A 17,245-nucleotide genomic window follows, 5' to 3' on the forward strand; every position below is an offset into this window, starting at 1 on the left:
CCGGTTAACGAGCGCGCGGGTGTGCGGTGGCGTATACCTCTCGCAGCCGGTCCACAGTCACCAGCGTGTAGACCTGTGTGGTCGTGACCGAGGCGTGCCCCAGCAGCTCCTGCACCACGCGCACGTCGGCGCCGCCGTCGAGCAGGTGCGTGGCGTAGGAGTGGCGCAGGGTGTGCGGCGACACGGCGTGCGGACCGTCCACCGGCAGGCCCGCCGCCTGCGCCGCGCGGTGCAGGATCGTCCAGGCGCTCTGCCGCGACAACACTCCCCCGCGCGCGTTCAGGAACACCGCCGGCGTCCCCCTGCCCTTGATGATCAGAACCGGACGGGCCCTGACCAGGTACGCATCCAGCGCCGCCCGCGCGTAGGAGCCCAGCGGCACCAGCCGGGTCCGGCCGCCCTTGCCGTGCAGGGTCACCAGGGACGGCTCGAGATCGTCGACGGCCAGCCCTACCGCCTCGGAGATCCGCGCGCCCGTGCCGTACAGGAACTCCAGCAGTGCTCTGTCTCTGAGCGCGAGCGGCTCATCGCCGGTGACCGTGGCCAGCAGCCGCGACACCTGATCCACGTCCAGGGCCTTGGGCAGGCGTTTCGGCGGGGCGGGCGGCTTGACCTCGCGGCTGACGTCGTCGGGGGCGAGCCCCTCACGCGCGGCGAAACGGTGCCATCCTCGTACCGCGGAAACCGCCCTTGCCGCCGAGGCCGCCGCCAGATCCTCGCGCAGCCGCAGCAGATGCCTGGTCACATCGGCGGCCGTGACCGCGGCAAGCTGGGTGACGCCCGCCGCGGTCAGCGACTGCACATACCGATCCAGATCCCGGCGGTACGAACTCAGCGTGTTCTTGGACAGCCCGCGCTCGACCGTGAGGTGATCGAGATAGGTCTGCACCGCCCGTTGCAGATCCGGTGTGCTCAGTTCAGCACCTCGGCCAGCGGCACCGCCCGCATGCCGTGCGCCTCGGCGACCGGCCCGTAGGTGACCTGACCGGCGTGGGTGTTCAAGCCCAGGGCCAGCGCCGGGTCGGCCTTGATCGCCTCGCGCCAGCCGAGGTTGGCCAGCTCCAGGGCATACGGCAGGGTCACGTTGGTCAGCGCGTACGTGCTGGTGTGCGGCACCGCGCCGGGCATGTTGGCCACGCAGTAGAACATCGACCGGTGCACCGGGTAGACCGGGTCGGCGTGCGTGGTGGGCCGCGAGTCCTCGAAACAGCCCCCCTGGTCGATGGCGATGTCGACGAGCACGCTGCCCGGCTTCATCCGCGACACCAGCTCGTTGGAGATCAGGTTCGGGGCCTTCGCGCCGGGCACCAGCACCGCACCGATCACCAGGTCGGCGTCGATCACGGCCTTCTCGATCTCGTACGCGTTGGACGCGATGGTCTGCAGGTGCCCCCGGTAGTCGGCGTCGGCGGCGCGCAGCCGGGCGATGTTCTTGTCCAGCACCAGCACCTCGGCCTGCATGCCCAGCGCGATCGCTGCCGCGTTCATGCCCGACACCCCGGCGCCGATCACCACGACTTTCGCCTGGTAGACCCCGGGGACGCCGCCCATGAGTACGCCGCGGCCACCGCCGGAGCGCATCAGGTGGTACGCCCCGACCTGCGGCGCCAGCCGCCCGGCGACCTCGGACATCGGCGCCAGCAGCGGCAGCGAGCGGTCCGGCAACTCCACGGTCTCGTAGGCGATGCCGGTGACCTTGCGGTCCAGCAGCGCGTCGGTGCACTCCTTGGACGCCGCGAGGTGCAGATAGGTGAAGAGCACCTGGCCCTCGCGCATCCGGGAGTATTCCTCGGCGACGGGCTCCTTGACCTTGAGCACGAGCTCGGCTGCGCCCCACACCTCATCGGCGCCGGCCGCGATGGTGGCGCCAGCGGCCGCGTAATCCTCGTCGCTGATCGAGGACCCGGCACCGGCGCCGGCTTGCACGTACACGTCATGACCGGCGCGGGTGAACTCGTAGACCCCGGCGGGCGTGATCGCCACCCGGAACTCGTTGTTCTTGACTTCGCTCGGAATGCCGACCTGCACAGCCGACACCGTCCTTTCCAGGGAGAGACGTCGATGGCTCCTACCCGATGTGGGGCTGCCCCGCACACTACCGTCCCACTGCTTGGACGGCACAGGTCCTTGATCACCGCGCCTACGATGAGCCGGTGAGTTACCACCAGCCCGCGTTGAACACCCGCGTGACCGGCCGGCGCGTCGTCGCCACGATCATCGACGGCGTCGTGCTCAGTCTGCTGCTCGGTGCGGTCGGCAAAATTTTCCACATCGACGTGCCCACCGACGGCAGCGCCTTGACCGAGCTGTCCTTCGACGGCAGCCTGGTGACCGCCGTCATCGTGCTGCTCTACTACATCGTTCTCGAAGGCTTCTTCGGCCGCACGGCCGGCAAGTTGGCGACCGGCATCCGGGTGATCGGCGAGGACGGCGGCCGTCCGGGGTTCGTCTCCGGCCTGGTGCGCACCCTGCTGCGCCTCATCGACGGATTTTTCGGCTACCTGCTGGCGCTGATCATCGTGGTGAACTCGGACCGCCGGCGCCGCCTGGGCGACATGGCTGCCAAGACCCTGGTCGTACGCGCCTAAGCCGGCGGGTTCGGGTCGCCTTCGAGCCAGGTGTTTTTCAGCGACCTCAAGCGCGCCATCCCCGGCATCAGCGACCGGATCCTCAACGAACGCCTCGTCGAACTGGCCGACCTCAAGCTGGTCACCCGCACGGTGCTCGACGGCCGCCCGATACGGGTACGTTACGAGCTCACCGACCACGGCGCCGCGCTGCGACCGGCGCTGACCGAGCTGGCGCGCTGGGCCGAGGACCACCTGACGGTTGGCGGTCAGGACCCTGACGGTTAGCGTTCTCACCATGGACGCACCGAGGCTGACCGGCACGCTGGACCTGATGCGCTGGGTCGGCTGGGCGCAGCGCAAGGCCGGCGAGGATTGGGTACGCGAACGCGAACTGAGCTTCGAGCAGGCGTTCGCCCTGGGTTATCTGGTGCAGAACCCCGGTGCCATCCAGCGCGACCTCGCCGACGTCACCCGCACCAGCGCAGCCAGCGTCTCCAGCTTGCTTCAGGGCCTCGACCGCCGTGGCCTGGTCGAACGCCGCATCGAGCCGGGCAACGAGCGCAGCAAACGCGTCTTCGCCACCCCGGCGGGCGCCGAGCTCATCGCCGGTTTCGAGGCCGCCATAGCCGCCACCGACGAGAAGCTGCTCACGCCACTCACCGAGGACGAGCGCGCGACCTTGCACGCGCTGCTGCAGAAGATGACCGCTTCGCTCCCGCAGCCCACCCGGTCGTAACCCCGCCACCGCTTCGATCCGCTATGGGCCAACCTGCGGGTGCCGCTGCCGCCGGTCTCGTCATCGGGCTCTGAGCACGCGAGTCAGCCGGCCACTTCCCAGGCGGCCGCGATCAGGTTCATGATCTCGTCGACCGCGGCCTGCGGGTCGGCGGAATCGCGGGCCAGTGGAAACACTCCCAAGACGAAGCGAGCCAGCGCCTGATCCGCCGGACTCACCGCGGGCCGGCCCCGATCGGCCGCGACGGCTACGGCCAGGGCGTCGGCGTGCCGCAGCCACATCTTGGATTCGTACTCCTGCAGATCGGGTGAACTGGCCACCAACCGCCAGAACGGCGTGGCGTTGGAAACGATGAAGTCGCGCACGATCGCGTGCAGTTCCTCGCGCAGCGCCTCTGGAGCCGTCGTGCCCGCATCACGGTCGGTTACCGCGCGGACCACCCGATCCTGAAACCCCTGATCCCGGTCGAAGACCAATGCCTCCTTCGACGCGAAGTGCGCGAACACCGTGGTCACCGCCACGTCGGCGGCCTGCGCCACCTCACGGATGCCCACCGCGTCATAGCCACGCTCCAGAAAGAGGCCCAGCGCCGTGTTGGCGATGGCCTGCCGCGTCGCCGCCTTCTTGCGTTCCCGGCGCCCCACCTGCTCAGCACTCACCCCCGCATCCTACCCGTTGCAAAACCCTAACCGTTAGCGTTACCGTGTGTGCATGGCACCGACCTCCCTTCGCGCCGCCTGGCTGGCCCTGACCGGCCTGTCCGCGGTCTTCCTCGTCGAGATGCTCGACAACTCGATCCTCAACGTTGCCCTGCCCTCCATCGGCCGCGACCTGCACGCCTCCACCGTCGCGCTGCAGTGGGCCACCGGCGCGTACGCCGTCGTCTTCGGCGGCCTGATGCTCGCGTTCGGCGCCATCGCCGACCGCTTCGGCCGCCGCCGGATCATGCTCATCGGCCTGGTCCTGCTGGGCCTGGCAAGCCTCGCCACCGCCTTCGTCGAGACCGCCGGGCAACTCATCGCCGTACGAGCAGTCATGGGCATCGCCGCCGCCATGACCGCCCCCGGCTCCATGGCGCTGGCCTTCCGCCTGTTCGACGACGACACCCTGCGCGTACGCGCCACCACCCTGATCTCCACCGTCGGCCTGCTCGGACTCGCCATCGGCCCCACCACCGGTGGCTTCGTCCTCGCCATCGCCCCCTGGCAGGTCCTGCTGCTGGTCAACGTCCCGATCGCCGCGCTCGCCTTCCTCGGCATCCGCGCCGGCATAACCCGCGACGACCCGGCCGGCCTGCACCGCGACCCTCTCGACCTCCCCGGCGCCCTGCTCGGGACCGCCGCGATCGTGCTGGCGCTGGTTGCCCCGACCCTGTTCGTCAACGAAGGCACCGCTTCCTGGGCGCCCTGGACCGTCACCATCGCCGCGCTGGCCAGCGCTGTCGCATTCGTGCTACGGGAACGAGCGGCCCGCCACCCGCTGCTCGACCTCGCGCTCGTCGCCCGCCCGCTGGTTTCCGCGGGCCTGGCCTACAAGTCGGCCGCCGGGCTGGCCACCGCGGGCCTCGGCTACCTGGTAACCCTGCAACTGCAGCTCGACTGGGGCTGGACCCCCGGCCAGGCCGCGCTCGGCATGCTCCCCCAGGTCATCGTGCTGGTGGCCGGCGGCGTCTTCGTCCGCCCGTTCATGGAATGGGCCGGCCTGGAGCGGGCCGCATGGCTGAGTGCTTCCGCGGTAGTGGCCGGGCTGGCTGTTTACGGGCTGCTGGGGCGCTTCGGGTACGTGTGGGTGGCGCTCGCCATGGCGCTGGTGGCGGCCGGGCTGCGCGTCGTCGGGGTGGTGGCCGGGGTCAACGTGCTGCGCGGGCTGCCGGAGAACCGGACCACGATCGGGGCGGCGCTGGTTGATACGGCTAGCGAGGTGACCTCGGGGGCAGGGATCGCGGTGACAGGCACGATTCTGGCGGCAATGGTTGCTGGGTCGATCGCGGCGCCTTCGTGGAGTGCGGGGCAGGCGGCGCAGTTCGAGCAGGCGATTACGGTGGCGGGGGTGGTACTGACGGTGGTGGCGGCGGTGCTGGTGGGATGGGCGATGTTGCGCAGCCGCCGCGCAAGTCAGAGCCTCGCAAGCCCGTCCGATCAGGCTTCCACCGAGGCCGTCATCGTTTAGCGCTTATCAGCAAAATGCTGCCAGTGGTGTATCGAGCCGGTGCTGATCAGATCATTGAAGCCTTCCTGTCGTAGCCGGTGAGCGCTACAGCCCGGGATCGGCTCCACAGGATTGTCGCCACCCCCGGATCGTCCTCGCTGGTTGCTTTGTCGAATCCTTCGCTGGCCATGGCGTAGTAGCCGGGAGCGATCTCGAACAGCATCCTCACAACCCGCTGCGGGGTATAGCAGATCTGCGATGTGCTGCCATGCCCCGGAGAGAATTAAATTCCATGTATTTTCATGCCGCGGGATAGCGAGCGGGCGTCCACGTGGCTTATACGGCATGAAGCCGGTCCGCGACCATGAAGGATTTCTGCAGCGCCCCGCAGCGCTGGTCTGGTTGGGTAATTGCCCTCATACGATTGCGCTCAATCTGATCGGCAAGCCCAACCAGACCTTGCACCATTTATGCACGCATTCGCGGCCGAACGGACAACTAGGGGGGAACGTCCATTCGGGGATAAAGTATCCTTTAAGATGATTGAGCGAAGCGGCTCTAAAGGCATGCCACGTCAGAGGATGATAGTATTCTGTGGTCGCCTCAACAGGTGCTGCGGAGCACCCGAGACCCAAGGGTCGAACCGACGGGCGGAAGAGGCGGTGCAGGTGACAGCCGCACGCGAGGTGCGCGATCGGCACCCTGAATAAGACCCCGTCGGATCCGCCGAATACGGCGATTCCTCGTCTTGCCGTTTGGTATTCCCATCAGCACCGGGACTGTCGGCCACGAGGCTGCCGCGTCGCCACAGCAACTGCCGGTCCGATCTCCTATTACGGGAGTTGTCGTTCCGGTGAGCGATTGCCTATAGCTAATTCGAGCACGAACTGGGTCGACAACGTTTGCGGACGTAAGCCGAGGCCAACCTTTAGTTAGGTGCACTAGATGCAGACGTGAGATTCGGTTGACGACATGCTTGAATGCGACCAACTCGTTAATGCGCGTAGACCGTTCAGCGACTGAAACCGACGGCGCTCCGCACAACCCACCGCCCCGGACTGGCCCTCGCGAGGCGGTCAGCCGCCGTAGATCACGATTCAACAGTTGAGTATCATACCTGCGCTCAGATCCACACCACCTCTTCCTGCAAGTTCAATCGATGATAAATCTCCTGTCAGCCGCGCTTCCACCCCTCCGCTCGACTGAGTTTGAAAATGGCGCGGCGGCAGCCGTGCAGGCAACCGCCGCTCATAATTGACTGTTACATCTCACTCAGATATAGCCAGAAAGGCATCACTTCCACCACTGGGACCGCAACGCCTTGACACTACGCACGAGTCAAGCTCCGTTAATGAACTTAACTTCACTAATGAAGTCGCTATGTCCCCAACTTTTAATCAACCCATTAATTCGTTTAAGTGGATCTGGCCCGAAATCGACTTCCGAAAGTCCCGTGTATCGCAGGTCGACGATGACGCCTCCGCCGTGAACCTGAGTAAACTTTTTTGCCGTTTTGCTTAGAATGGCTTTAACGTTACGCGAATTCGGCGTATATACGTCCCATCGAACGCCATTTACGATTAAGTCGCTGGTCCCGCCATCTGCCTTCGTTCCAACTGGAGGTCGGAGTGTTACCTGGTTTCCCTGATCCGCAAGATATTGCGCAGCCTCACGTTCAGAAGCGGATGGATTCTTCGCGGTAACGGTGAGCTTCCCGCCCTGGGGGGCACAAGCGACGTCGGCTAGATCGGCAGGCTTAGGCCCCGGACTATTCTTGGCTACCCATGCTTTGGCCTTTGCGACTCGGACAGCTATAGCCCGCTTGATGACCGGGCTGATAAGCCGTCCGGCTCCAGCGCCGACGACTCCCCATCCGAAATCGTTGGCGGCATCACCCCACCCGTAGCTGTCGCCGTTGAGCGTGGCTTGGGTGTAACCACCGACCACCCCGGCGGCACCGCCGGCGAAAAATTCAACGGCCGCGCCCTCAACACCGTAGGCAGCTGCGGCTTCGCCAGCCAGGCCGAAGGTGGCTCCCATGACGCCGCCGACTACGGCGCCGGTGGCGATCTTTTTGCCGCAGTTTCTCCAATGGTCCATCCCGCAGCTGACGAGCCCGACGCCACCGCCAATTGCTGCGCCGATGAGCGCGGTGCAGATAATCGCGCATTGGCCGCTGGGGTCGTTCAGGACGGTGGGCCGGTTGTAGCCGTAGTGGTAGGTGTCGGCGAACGCGGTACCCGGTCCAGCGCTGGCGGGGTCGGGGGTGGTGAAGCGGCCGCTGGCCGGGTTGTAGTCGCGTGCTCGCAGGTCGTAAAGGCCGGAAACCTGGTCCTGGTACTGGCCGTGGAAACCAACCGGATACTTCGTGTCGCCGGTCAAAGGCTTGCCGAAGGGGTCGAAGGTGACGCTTGCGCTCAGCGTGTTGCCGGCGGTGATGTCGGTGACGCTGCCCTGGAAGTCGCTGAGCAGCCAGGTTGGTGTGGTGCCGGTGGTGTCGGCTTCCGGTGCGCCGAGGTCGCTGAGCGGGTCGCTTATCCACTGGTGGGTGGTGGTGCCGGCGCCATTGGTCTCTGTGGTAAGAGAGGGCAGGCTTCCGAGGGTGTTCCAGGTCCAGGCGGCATCGGTAGCGCCGTTGACGGCGCGGGCGGTGCGGTTGCCGGATTCGTCGTAGGTGTAGGTGAGGGTGCGCCCGTCGGTAAGGGTGGCGCTGTAAAGGTTGGCGTCAAGGCCGTATTTGTAGGTGCGGGTGCCTTCGGGCCCGGTCTCTTTCGCGAGGGCGCCGTTGGCGTCGTAGGTGTAGCTGGTGGTTTTGCCAGCGGTGGTTTCGCCGATGGGGCGGTCGTCTTTGTCGTACGTGGAGGTGGTGACGGCCGTGCCGGTGGTGGTTTTGCTGCGGTTGCCGTTGGCGTCGTACTCGTAAAGGGTCTGCGCGTCGCCGTTGCCGCAGGTGGTGCCGTTGGCAGGTAGGCACATGCCGGTGATCTGCCCGGCGTTGTCGTAGGTGTAGGTGGCGGTGGTCGTGGTGGCGCCCCGCTGGGTGGCGACCGTGGTGGGGTTGCCGGTGTTGCTGTAGCTGATGGTCTGGGCCATCAGCTTGCTGCCCGCGGCGGCAGTGTGGGTCAGGGTGGTGAGTTGCCCCGCCTTGTCGTAGCCGCGGGTGGTGGTGGGTCCGCCGGAGCGGCTGGTGCTGGTCAGCTGCCCTGCGGGGTCGTAGCTGTAGCTGATGTCGCGGCTGGTGGAGCCACTGGTCGATGTCGTTTTGGTCAGCCGTGAGTCGTCGCCGTACGTGTAGCTCTGGGTGCGGCCGTCCGGCAGGCTGGTCTTGGCGAGCCGTCCTACGTTGTCCCAGGTGTAGGCGAAGGCTTTGTTGTTGCGGCTGATGCCGGTGACACGGCCGGCCGGATCGTGGGTGTAGGCGGCGGTGGTGGTGCCGTTGCTGACCCGATCGGGTTGCCCGGTCGCGGTGTAGGAGTAGGTGATGTCGGGCGTGGTGTCGCTGTAGTCGACCTTGGTGGTCCGGCCGAGGGTGTCGTAGCTGTAGGCGATGCTGCCCGCAGGCAAGGTGACTGTCTGGGGTTTGCCGTCGGGTGTGTAGGTGTAGCTGGTGACGCGGCCTTCCGGCGTGGTGGCGTTCTTGACCCGGCCGGCGTTGTCGTAGGTGTAGTTGTAGGCGTTGCCGAGCGGGGTGGTGACGGTCTTCAGTTGCCCGGCTTTGTCGTAGGCGTATTGGGTGACCGCACCGGTGGCGGTGGTGACCTTGTTGACGTGCCCGGACGAGTCGTGTCCGTAGCTGGTGGCCTGGTTGGCCGGGTCCTGAACCTTGGTGACCTGGTTCGCGGCGTCGTAGAACGTCTTGACGGTGCGCCCGAGCTGGTCGGTCACGCCGGTGACATTCCCGGCCGGGTCGTAGGCCGTGGCGGTGCTGTTGCCGTTCGGGTCGATCATGCTCGTGGGGTTGCCGTCGGCGTCGTAGCCGTACGTCGTGGTCGCCCCGCCGCCGGTGGTGGTCTTGGTGAGCTGCCCGGCCGCGTCGTAGGTGTAGCTGGCGGTGATGCCACCGCTGTTGGTGGTTTTCTGCCGGCCCAGTGCGTCGTAGCTGGTGGTGGAGGCGACACCGGTGGGGTCGGTGGTGATCACCGGTCGACCGGCGACGTCGTAGGTGGAGCGAGTGACGGCACCACCCGGGTTGGTGACGGCGACCGCGTTGCCGCGGGTGTCGTAGGTCGTCGTCGTGGCCAGGTACCGGTCAGGATGTTGCGGGTCGACAACGCGGACACTGGTCTGCCGACCGGCCGCGTCATAGTCGTAGAGCGCCGTGTTACGGCGTACGGTCTCGGCACTCGCGCCGGTGACGTTACCGGCCGGACCCGTCTCGGTGACCAGTTGCCCGAGTTCGTCGTACGTGGACGTGGTCTTGGCGCCGTCCGGGCCGACGGTGGTGGTTTCGCGTCCGGCGGCGTCGTAGATGTGGGTGGTGACGTGGTTGTACGGGTCCGTCTCGGTGAGGACGTTGCCGTTCGCGTCGTAGGTGTAGGTGGTGACGCCGCCGCTCGGGTTGGTCGATGACAGCAGGTTGCCGAGCGCGTCGTAGGTGTTGGTGGTGGTGTGCCCGAGCCCGTCGGTGGCGGTCAGGATGCGGTCGAAGGCGTCGTAGGTCCAGACGCTGGTGTACTTGTCGTGGGTGGCCTGATCCGCTCCCGCGACGTTGCCACGCGGGTCGGTCTCGGTGAGCTTGTTGTGGGCACCGTCGTAGGTATAGGTCGTGACGGAGCCACCGGGGCTGGTCAGCGTGACCAGGTCGCCGTGACTGTTGTATTCGTAGCGGGTGATGCGCCCGAGCTGATCGGTGCTGGTCTTGATCTGTCCCAGGTCGGTGTACGTCTGGGTTTCGGTGCTGCCGTCGGGGTAGGTGGTGGTGCTCAGTTGCCCCTTGGCGTCGTAGGCGTAGCGAGTGGTGTTGCCCAGCTGATCGGTGTGGCTGGTGACCCGGTTGCCGTCGTAGGTCCAGCTTTGCGACGGCGGGTTGGCATCGTCGATGCCGGCCGGGTCGGTCTGCTTGGTCAGGTTGCCGCGGGCGTCGTACTCCATGCGGCTGAGCTGCTGCCCGGGGCTGTTCGCGGCGATGACTTGGTTGTTCGCGTCGTAGTAGACGTCGCTGGAGCGCCCGTCCGCATCAATCTGCGAGACCAGGACGTTGCCCTGATAGACGTCTTGTGACGACTTGCCGGTGGGATCGGTGATGGTCGCGGTTTTCATTCGCCGAGTCCCAAGCGAATTTCCACACTGCGCCGGTGGCGTCGGTCTGGCTGACGACCCGCTTGCTGGTGGGGTCGTAGGTGGTGCGGGCCAGGGTGTTGCCGAGCGGGTCGGTGATCCCGTTCAGCATGCCGGTCGCGTTGTCGTAGCTGTAGGTGGTGGTCTTGGCGTCGATGCCGGTGACCGAGGTCAGTCGGGACTGCCCTGCGGTGCTGGTGTAGCCGTAGCTGACCGAACGCCCATCGGAGCCGGCGACCTTGGTGATGCGATCCCCGGACCAGGTCAGCGTGAGGGTTTGACCGAGAGTGTCGGTCAGTGTGGTCAGATGCGCGCCGCTGTAGGTGGCGGTGACGCCGTGACCGAACTGGTCAACGTCGGTGAGCAGCTTGCCGTCGCTGTCGAAGCTCATCCGGTCGCCGGCCAGGTTGGTCAGCGCCCAGCCGCCGCCGCTGCGATCACTCAAGCGGGCGGTGACGCCCGGGTCGGCCGCGGTCCAGCTGCCGTCGCTGTTGTGCCGGTACTGGGTGATGCCGCCGGTGGTGTCGCGGGCCAGGACGGTGCCGTCGCTCTGCTTGGCGATGGAGGCGTTGAACGCGAACGTCCAGCCCGGACCGAACGCGCCGACGGCAGGGTCAAGGCTGTTATAGGTACGGCCGAAGGTGAGCGGAGTGCCGGGGCCAGCGATGGAGGTGTCGGTGAACTGCTCCATCAGCGCGCCGGTGGCGGTATTGACCGGGTCGGCGGCGAGCCGGGTGTTGACCATGCCGCGGCCGTCCCAGCAGGAGCAGCCCCAGGTACGTCGCAGCGGCTGCGGGTGCGGGCCGCCGTAGCCGGACAGACTTACCGACTTCAGGAACAGCGATCGGCCGCTGTTCTTCCCGGCGTCATTGACGCCGTGTCCGCCGGTGAAGTCGCCGGTTTCATTGCCGGCCCAGTCGACAATGGGGCTGCCGTTCTGGTCGAGATGGTGGAAATCGCCGTTGGCGTCGCTGCCGAAGCGGAAGATGGTGTGCCGCTCAGTGCCGTACGGACCGTAGTCGGTGTACGCGGTGGTGTCGTTGGTCAGCTGCTTGCGCAGATGGTTGTCGAAGAAGACGTTGTTCGGGCCGGATGAGCCGGACCACTTGACGGCCTTCTTCCCGGCCGCCCACCAGATCGGGTACCAGTCGGAATCGTCGGGTGCCGATCCGCCCTCGTCGCCGCAGTTGGTCGAACAGTTCGCCGAGCGGTGCGCGTACGGCACCGAGACTTCGTTGAGCTCGAACAGGTTGTTGCGCTCATACCCGCCGTGCAGGTTCAGGTCGGAGTCGAAGCTGTTGCCGATCGCGACATTGCCGGCGGAGGACCACTGGAACGTGAAGTGCCGCAAGTTGCGGGTTGTGTTGCCGGCGTAGACAGAGTCCCAGACGCGCGAGCCGCGGAAGTAGCCGTTGCCGCCCTTGCCCTTGTTCCATGACCCGTCGAGGTTGTTGTCGACGATGGACAGGTTCGAGGCGACCTCGGTGACGATCGGGTGCGAGCCGGTCATCTCGGTGCGCACACCCTTGACCCACGAGTTCGCGGCCCACTTGAACACGATGCCGTTCATCGCGCCGGCCGGGTCCATGTTGCCGTAGTTGTTCTTCGCCTCGTTCTTGTCCAGGTCCGGCTCAGCCTGAGTGAATGACAGGTTCTCGATACCGACGCCGACGACCGCATCAACCAGCGGGGCCACCTTCGAGGGGAACACTTCCCCGTTGATCGGTGCAGAGCCGTCGGACGTCGAGTCCAGCGGCAAGTCGTACTCGAGCGGCTTGTCCAGCGTGATCGTCGCGTTCAGCGGATCCCCGGAGGTGACCATGAAAACCTGCTGACGCATGTGCAGGTTTTCCAGGTCGTAGTCGGTCGGCGTCGCCTTCATCGAGTCATAGAACTTTTGCGAGTTCGCGGCCATCACGTTGACCAGGCCGCCGACCTTGAGGTTGTCGAACGACGAGGTCGCAGCCAGGTAGACCGTCTTATCACCCTTGTGCGCCGCGTACTTGGCATCGCCCGGCATGCCCCGCAGGGTCAGTCCGTTGGTCCAGTGGTCGTTGACCGTGCCCTCGAACAAGTCCTTGCGATTCGCCGGTGCCGAGGCATACGCCTCGGCGTACTTCGTCGCCACCGCACGGCTTTGTACCCGGAACAGGCCCTGGCCCGGCCATAGCCAGCCACCGGTCGCCTCGCCGGCGGTCATCGCATCTTCGTCCCAGCGAGACCCGTCCTTGGTGATCTTGTCGTAGCGGGTGTTCGCATCCGGCGCGTACACCAGGTGCGTACCGCTTGCCGGGTCCGAGCCGACGCCCCGCAGGATGAGGTAATCGGCGTCCAGGTGGAGTTCGTGACTGACGTTCAGCGTGCCGGCCGGCAGTAGGATCCGGCTTTCTTTGGTGTAATCGCCCGTCGGCGAGCACTGCGCCTTGACTTGGTCGACCGCAGCTTGCAAGCCGCTGGTGTCGTCCGCCCCGTCGTTCGGCTTCACCCCGAACTTCGTACGCAGATCATCGGCACTGATCCGGCACGCCGCCTCTGAGCGGACATTGGCATCGGTCGGCAGGATCGTGCCGCCACCGAAGCCCGCCTTCGACCAGTCGTACAAGCCGGACACCGGCACCCGGCGGTTATCAGCAGTCACCCACAGGCTTTTGAGCGCCGGGCCGGGCTCCTCATACACCTGCTTCGGCGGCGTCCACCCCTGCGGCACAACGGTGAAATCCGACACTACCCAATCAATGTCTGTCCACCGCGCCTTCAGCTTGTGCGCACCATCGGTCGTGGACACCGACCACGTGTACGGCGCCGCCGCACTCTTCCCCACATAGTGGTCATCCAGCAGCCACGTCACCGCCCCGGTGATCGCGTCTGCCTTCTGCAGCGTCGCCATGAACGGCGAGTTGACCGTCGCTCCATCCAAGGCCCGCTCATCGACCGACAGATACGGCTGCGTCCCGGCTTCCGGGCCTAACGCCGCCGGGGAAGACCATGCGGGCGCCTGCAGCCCGGACATCACGATCACAAACACCAGCACACCGGCCAGCAAAGAAATTAATCGCCGTGCCCAATGGGTCTTGGAGAGAGTCAAATTCGGTCCAACAGTCACGGCGAACCTCGCCCCCGTACACGCAAGGGCACCTGCAAGCCCCCGCTCAGCATGAGAAGGTATAGCCGATCATCAATCTGAGAGAAAGCTGAATATGGCGGCTGCGGAAATCCATGAAATCCTACCAATAAGGAAAATATACACATAGGACATCATGGAAAACAGTACAAAAATACCCAACTCAATGTGACGATTTTCTCACTCTAAGTTTGCCATCCGATGCCTTGAAGTCGGGCCTTTCGATCAGCGACACAGCCTCTAAGTCCCCGCCAACCCCGCCCCGATCCGGAGGCCTCCCGCAGTTCGGCCGCGCATTCGCGATGACTGGACTGGTTCGCACGGCCCTACCGGCAACACTTGCCAGATGCTCCCCGGCCTCAGTCCCGTAACGCCTGCAAGCCAAGGCCGGAAATGCGGGAGACTGCTGCCGCGATCAGCGCCCAGCCTGAGGCATGGAAAAGAACGGCATCCTCAACGAGGTCACGTTCGTTGGGCCCGCAGCCGCAGCCGCCCGAATCGCTCGACTCCGCAAGCGGCTGGGCGCAGTTGCCCGAACCCCGAAGACCCGAGCAGAGATGACCAAAGCCGACCGACCCTGAGCCGACTCGTCCGCCGCCGGTCGGGGCCCGAAAACAAGAATGGCAGAGGAGAAACATCTCCCTGCCACTTCTAACGTATATCGCATGGGGGGACTTGCCGCAAGCCCCCCGTGATGGCACAAACTCTCCCCTGCAATCGCTTAGTCTCGGGGGGATTCATGATTGATGTCATTGTTGCCGGCGGGGGTCCGACCGGGATGATGCTGGCCGCGGAATTGCGGCTGCACGGGGTTCGGGTTGTTGTTCTGGAGAAGGATGCTGAGCCGCCGGCCTTCGTCCGGGCCATGGGATTGCACGCGCGCAGTATCGAAGTTATGGATCAGCGGGGGCTGCTCGATCGCTTTGTGGCGCTGGGGCAGAAGCATCCGCTCGGTGGATTCTTCGCGGCCATTCCCAAGCCCATGCCGGAGCGGCTCGACACCACGCACCCGTACGCGCTGGGCATTCCGCAGACCGTTATCGATCGGTTGCTGGCCGAGCACGCCGCCGAGCTGGGCGCTGAGATCCGCCGGGGCAGCGCGTTGACCGCCCTCAAGCAGGACGGTGACGCGGTGACCGTCCAGCTGGCCGACGGCTCCGCGTTGGAGGCCCGCTACCTGGTGGGTTGCGATGGCGGGCGCAGCATGGTGCGCAAGCTGCTCGGGGTTGGGTTTCCGGGTGAGGCCTCCACGATGGACACCTTACTTGGTGAAATGGAATTGGCCGCTGATCCGGAGACTGTCACAGCGGTGACTGAGGAGGTCCGTAAGACGCAGAAGCGGTACGGCGCCGGGCCTATCGGCGAGGGCGTGTACCGGGTTGTCGTACCGGCGGAAGGGGTGGCCGAGGACCGGGCGGCGCCGACGTTCGAGGAGTTCAAGCAGGCGCTGCGAGCCACCGGGGGCACCGATTTCGGGGCGCATTCGCCGCGGTGGTTGTCGCGGTTCGGCAATGCCACGCGCCAGGCCGAGCGGTATCGGGTGGGCCGGGTGTTCCTGGCCGGGGACGCTGCGCACATTCATCCGCCGGTTGGTGGGCAGGGCCTCAATCTTGGTGTGCAGGATGCGGTCAACCTGGGCTGGAAGCTGGCCGCGCAGATCAACGGGTGGGCGCCGGGCGAGTTGCTGGACAGCTACGAGATCGAGCGGCATCCGGTGGGCGCCGGGGTGCTCGATTTCTCCCGCGCGCAGATGGAGTTGATGTCGACCGAACCGGGACCGCAGGCGGTGCGCCGGCTGATTTCGGAACTGATGGAGTTCGACAACGTCAGCCGCTATCTGACCGAGCGGATCATGGCCATTCATATCCGGTACGACCTCGGCGCGGGTCACGCCTTGGTGGGTCGCCGGCTTCGGGACGTACCGTTGAAGCGGGGCCGGCTTTATGAATTGCTGCACGGAGGCCGGGGACTGTTGCTGGATCAGACCGGGCGGCTGTCGGTGGCGGGTTGGGCGGACCGCGTCGACCACGTGGTGGAGGTGAGCGAGGAATTGGACGTGCCCGCGGTGCTGCTGCGACCGGATGGGCATGTCGCGTGGGCCGGTGAGGATCAGGCGGAATTGCTCACGGTTCTGCCGCGGTGGTTCGGAAACGAAAGAGGCAGCGCAGCCTGATAAACAGCGAGAACCCGTTGACAGTGGCACCGCGGCCACCGGTCAACGGGTTCTCGCCGGCAAGAATCAGTTCACGAAGTCCTGGGTCACCCAGATACGGCCGTCGGAGCCGCGGGTCACGGCCAGGCCGATCCGCTTGAAGCCGCTGCTGAGCAGGTTCTTCTTGTGACCGTCGTTCGGCGCGACCTCGGCCAGCATGAGGTCGGTCAGCCCGTTGGCGTTCGAGATGATCGACGCGTCGTTGTTGGCCGCGTTGCCCTGCCCGATGTTCTCGCCGGCCGAACTCCACGACACACCCGCTGCGCTGAAGCGATCGCCCAGGTCAGCCTCGCCGGGGCAGCGGTGCGACAGACCGCAGCCAGCCACCATCAGCCCGTTGTGCGCGGCGGAGGCGTTCGAGAGCTTCGCATCCAACGTGTACGGCTGCAGCCCGTTGCTGACCCGCGCGGCGTTGATGTGCGCGAGCACCTGGTCCAGCACGGCGTTGCCCGACGGCGGCGTGGTCACCGGCGGCGTGGTCGGAGCCGTGGTGGCCGGCGGGGGCGGCGCCGTGGTCGGACGCGTGGCCGGCGGGGTGGTCGCCGTCGGCTGCGTGGCCGGCGGCTTGGTCGGCGTGGTGGCCGGCGGCGTCGTCGTGGGGGCGGCCGTGGTCGGCGCGGTGGTCGGCTTGGTCGGCTTCGCGGTGGTGGGCTTGGGCCAGGGCCGGTGGCCGCGGTGGTCGGCGAAGCTGGTCGCCGGGCCGAGCGACGGGGTGACGTGCTTGACCGCCTGCGGCCGGTGCGGGCGGAAGTGGTTGGTCTGCGCGGAAGCCACGCCCACCCCGGCGCCGAGAACGCCGAGCGTGCAGGTAGCGAGGATGATGATCCGGTTCCGCTTGGAGCTCGGCTTGCGGTGACGCGTGGGCACAGGTGGTCCTGTCGATCAGCGGGCGGTGGGGCCCGCGTGGCCGCCCCGGAGCGGAGACGGACGCCGATTTCCGGCGCGCGTCGACTATGCAGGTTCGGCCGCGTGGACTTCCAATCTCTAAAGAACAATTAAAGGTCGACTAAGACGGGCTTCCCTTTTGCACCCCCACATGCTTGGTCCTCAATATGTGGCGTGCCCACCCACGACGACGTGAGGGTTGCCGGTTCTCACGTCGGCTGCTGATACGCGCTGTCGCCAAGGCGTCACCTCGCACACCCTGCCCCGCCGCGCGTCCCATACTGCTTTCTCTGCGC

Annotated in this window: 12 protein-coding genes; 5 read left to right on the top strand and 7 right to left on the bottom strand. The window is 66.2% G+C overall.

Going from position 1 to position 17,245, the window contains the following annotated elements; translation table 11 throughout:
- Positions 1-4 precede the first annotated feature (4 nt).
- Together TFC3_RS20405 and ald are read right to left on the bottom strand one after the other, a co-directional pair.
- Positions 5-889: a site-specific tyrosine recombinase XerD gene (locus TFC3_RS20405; RefSeq protein ID WP_173745338.1), complete on the bottom strand. Its 885-nt coding sequence runs from the start codon at positions 887-889 to the stop codon at positions 5-7.
- Between the two features lie 23 nt (positions 890-912).
- Complete coding sequence (gene ald / locus TFC3_RS20410) at positions 913-2,028, bottom strand: alanine dehydrogenase (protein WP_067507144.1); 1,116 nt, start codon at positions 2,026-2,028, stop codon at positions 913-915.
- Between the two features lie 125 nt (positions 2,029-2,153).
- Between ald and TFC3_RS20415 the strand changes: the two genes are divergently transcribed.
- From TFC3_RS20415 to TFC3_RS20425, 3 genes are read left to right on the top strand one after another with little or no spacing between them, the layout of a single operon-like run.
- Positions 2,154-2,588: an RDD family protein gene (locus TFC3_RS20415; protein WP_067502303.1), complete on the top strand. Its 435-nt coding sequence runs from the start codon at positions 2,154-2,156 to the stop codon at positions 2,586-2,588.
- Positions 2,589-2,618: 30 nt separating this feature from the next.
- Positions 2,619-2,855 carry a helix-turn-helix domain-containing protein gene (locus TFC3_RS20420; protein ID WP_067502306.1) on the top strand — a complete coding sequence of 79 codons (237 nt, stop codon included), beginning with the start codon at positions 2,619-2,621 and terminating at the stop codon, positions 2,853-2,855.
- A 10-nt stretch (positions 2,856-2,865) separates the two neighbouring features.
- Positions 2,866-3,306 carry a MarR family winged helix-turn-helix transcriptional regulator gene (locus TFC3_RS20425; protein ID WP_067502309.1) on the top strand — a complete coding sequence of 147 codons (441 nt, stop codon included), beginning with the start codon at positions 2,866-2,868 and terminating at the stop codon, positions 3,304-3,306.
- A gap of 83 nt (positions 3,307-3,389) precedes the next feature.
- Here the strand turns inward: TFC3_RS20425 and TFC3_RS20430 are convergent, their stop codons facing one another.
- Entirely contained in the window at positions 3,390-3,965 is a 576-nt protein-coding gene (locus TFC3_RS20430) for a TetR/AcrR family transcriptional regulator (protein ID WP_067502312.1), read from the bottom strand.
- Positions 3,966-4,017: 52 nt separating this feature from the next.
- Here TFC3_RS20430 and TFC3_RS20435 point away from each other — a divergent pair, with 52 nt between their 5' ends.
- A complete protein-coding gene (locus TFC3_RS20435) occupies positions 4,018-5,475 on the top strand; it encodes an MFS transporter (RefSeq protein ID WP_067502314.1) in 1,458 nt (485 codons plus the stop codon).
- A 46-nt stretch (positions 5,476-5,521) separates the two neighbouring features.
- On the opposite strand, the gene TFC3_RS38160 is transcribed toward TFC3_RS20435, so the two are convergent.
- From TFC3_RS38160 to TFC3_RS38790, 3 genes are all read right to left on the bottom strand, one after another.
- Positions 5,522-5,677 (bottom strand): hypothetical protein, encoded by a 156-nt coding sequence (locus tag TFC3_RS38160; RefSeq protein ID WP_161952646.1) that lies wholly within the window; start codon positions 5,675-5,677, stop codon positions 5,522-5,524.
- A gap of 1,115 nt (positions 5,678-6,792) precedes the next feature.
- Positions 6,793-10,713 carry an RHS repeat-associated core domain-containing protein gene (locus TFC3_RS20440; RefSeq protein ID WP_067502317.1) on the bottom strand — a complete coding sequence of 1,307 codons (3,921 nt, stop codon included), beginning with the start codon at positions 10,711-10,713 and terminating at the stop codon, positions 6,793-6,795.
- Positions 10,631-13,834, bottom strand: a complete 3,204-nt coding sequence (locus TFC3_RS38790) for a DUF6531 domain-containing protein (protein WP_201787193.1) — start codon at positions 13,832-13,834, stop codon at positions 10,631-10,633. The genes TFC3_RS20440 and TFC3_RS38790 overlap by 83 nt, the downstream gene beginning before the upstream one ends.
- A 757-nt stretch (positions 13,835-14,591) precedes the next feature.
- Between TFC3_RS38790 and rox the strand changes: the two genes are divergently transcribed.
- Positions 14,592-16,025 (top strand): rifampin monooxygenase, encoded by a 1,434-nt coding sequence (gene rox, locus TFC3_RS20450; protein ID WP_067502330.1) that lies wholly within the window; start codon positions 14,592-14,594, stop codon positions 16,023-16,025.
- Positions 16,026-16,091: 66 nt separating this feature from the next.
- Here the strand turns inward: rox and TFC3_RS20455 are convergent, their stop codons facing one another.
- Positions 16,092-16,931 carry a CAP domain-containing protein gene (locus tag TFC3_RS20455; protein WP_067502332.1) on the bottom strand — a complete coding sequence of 280 codons (840 nt, stop codon included), beginning with the start codon at positions 16,929-16,931 and terminating at the stop codon, positions 16,092-16,094.
- Positions 16,932-17,245 lie beyond the last annotated feature (314 nt).

The sequence above is a fragment of the Actinoplanes sp. TFC3 genome (assembly GCF_001553785.1).
In the GTDB taxonomy this organism is placed as follows: Bacteria; Actinomycetota; Actinomycetes; order Mycobacteriales; family Micromonosporaceae; genus Actinoplanes.

Excerpts from the sequence above, each read along its gene's own strand:
- TFC3_RS20425 (WP_067502309.1), top strand. The coding sequence starts at position 2,866 with ATGGACGCACCGAGGCTGACCGGCACGCTGGACCTGATGCGCTGGGTC.
- TFC3_RS20435 (WP_067502314.1), top strand. The coding sequence starts at position 4,018 with ATGGCACCGACCTCCCTTCGCGCCGCCTGGCTGGCCCTGACCGGCCTG.
- TFC3_RS38160 (WP_161952646.1), bottom strand. The coding sequence starts at position 5,677 with ATGCTGTTCGAGATCGCTCCCGGCTACTACGCCATGGCCAGCGAAGGA.
- TFC3_RS20440 (WP_067502317.1), bottom strand. The coding sequence starts at position 10,713 with ATGAAAACCGCGACCATCACCGATCCCACCGGCAAGTCGTCACAAGAC.
- rox (WP_067502330.1), top strand. The coding sequence starts at position 14,592 with ATGATTGATGTCATTGTTGCCGGCGGGGGTCCGACCGGGATGATGCTG.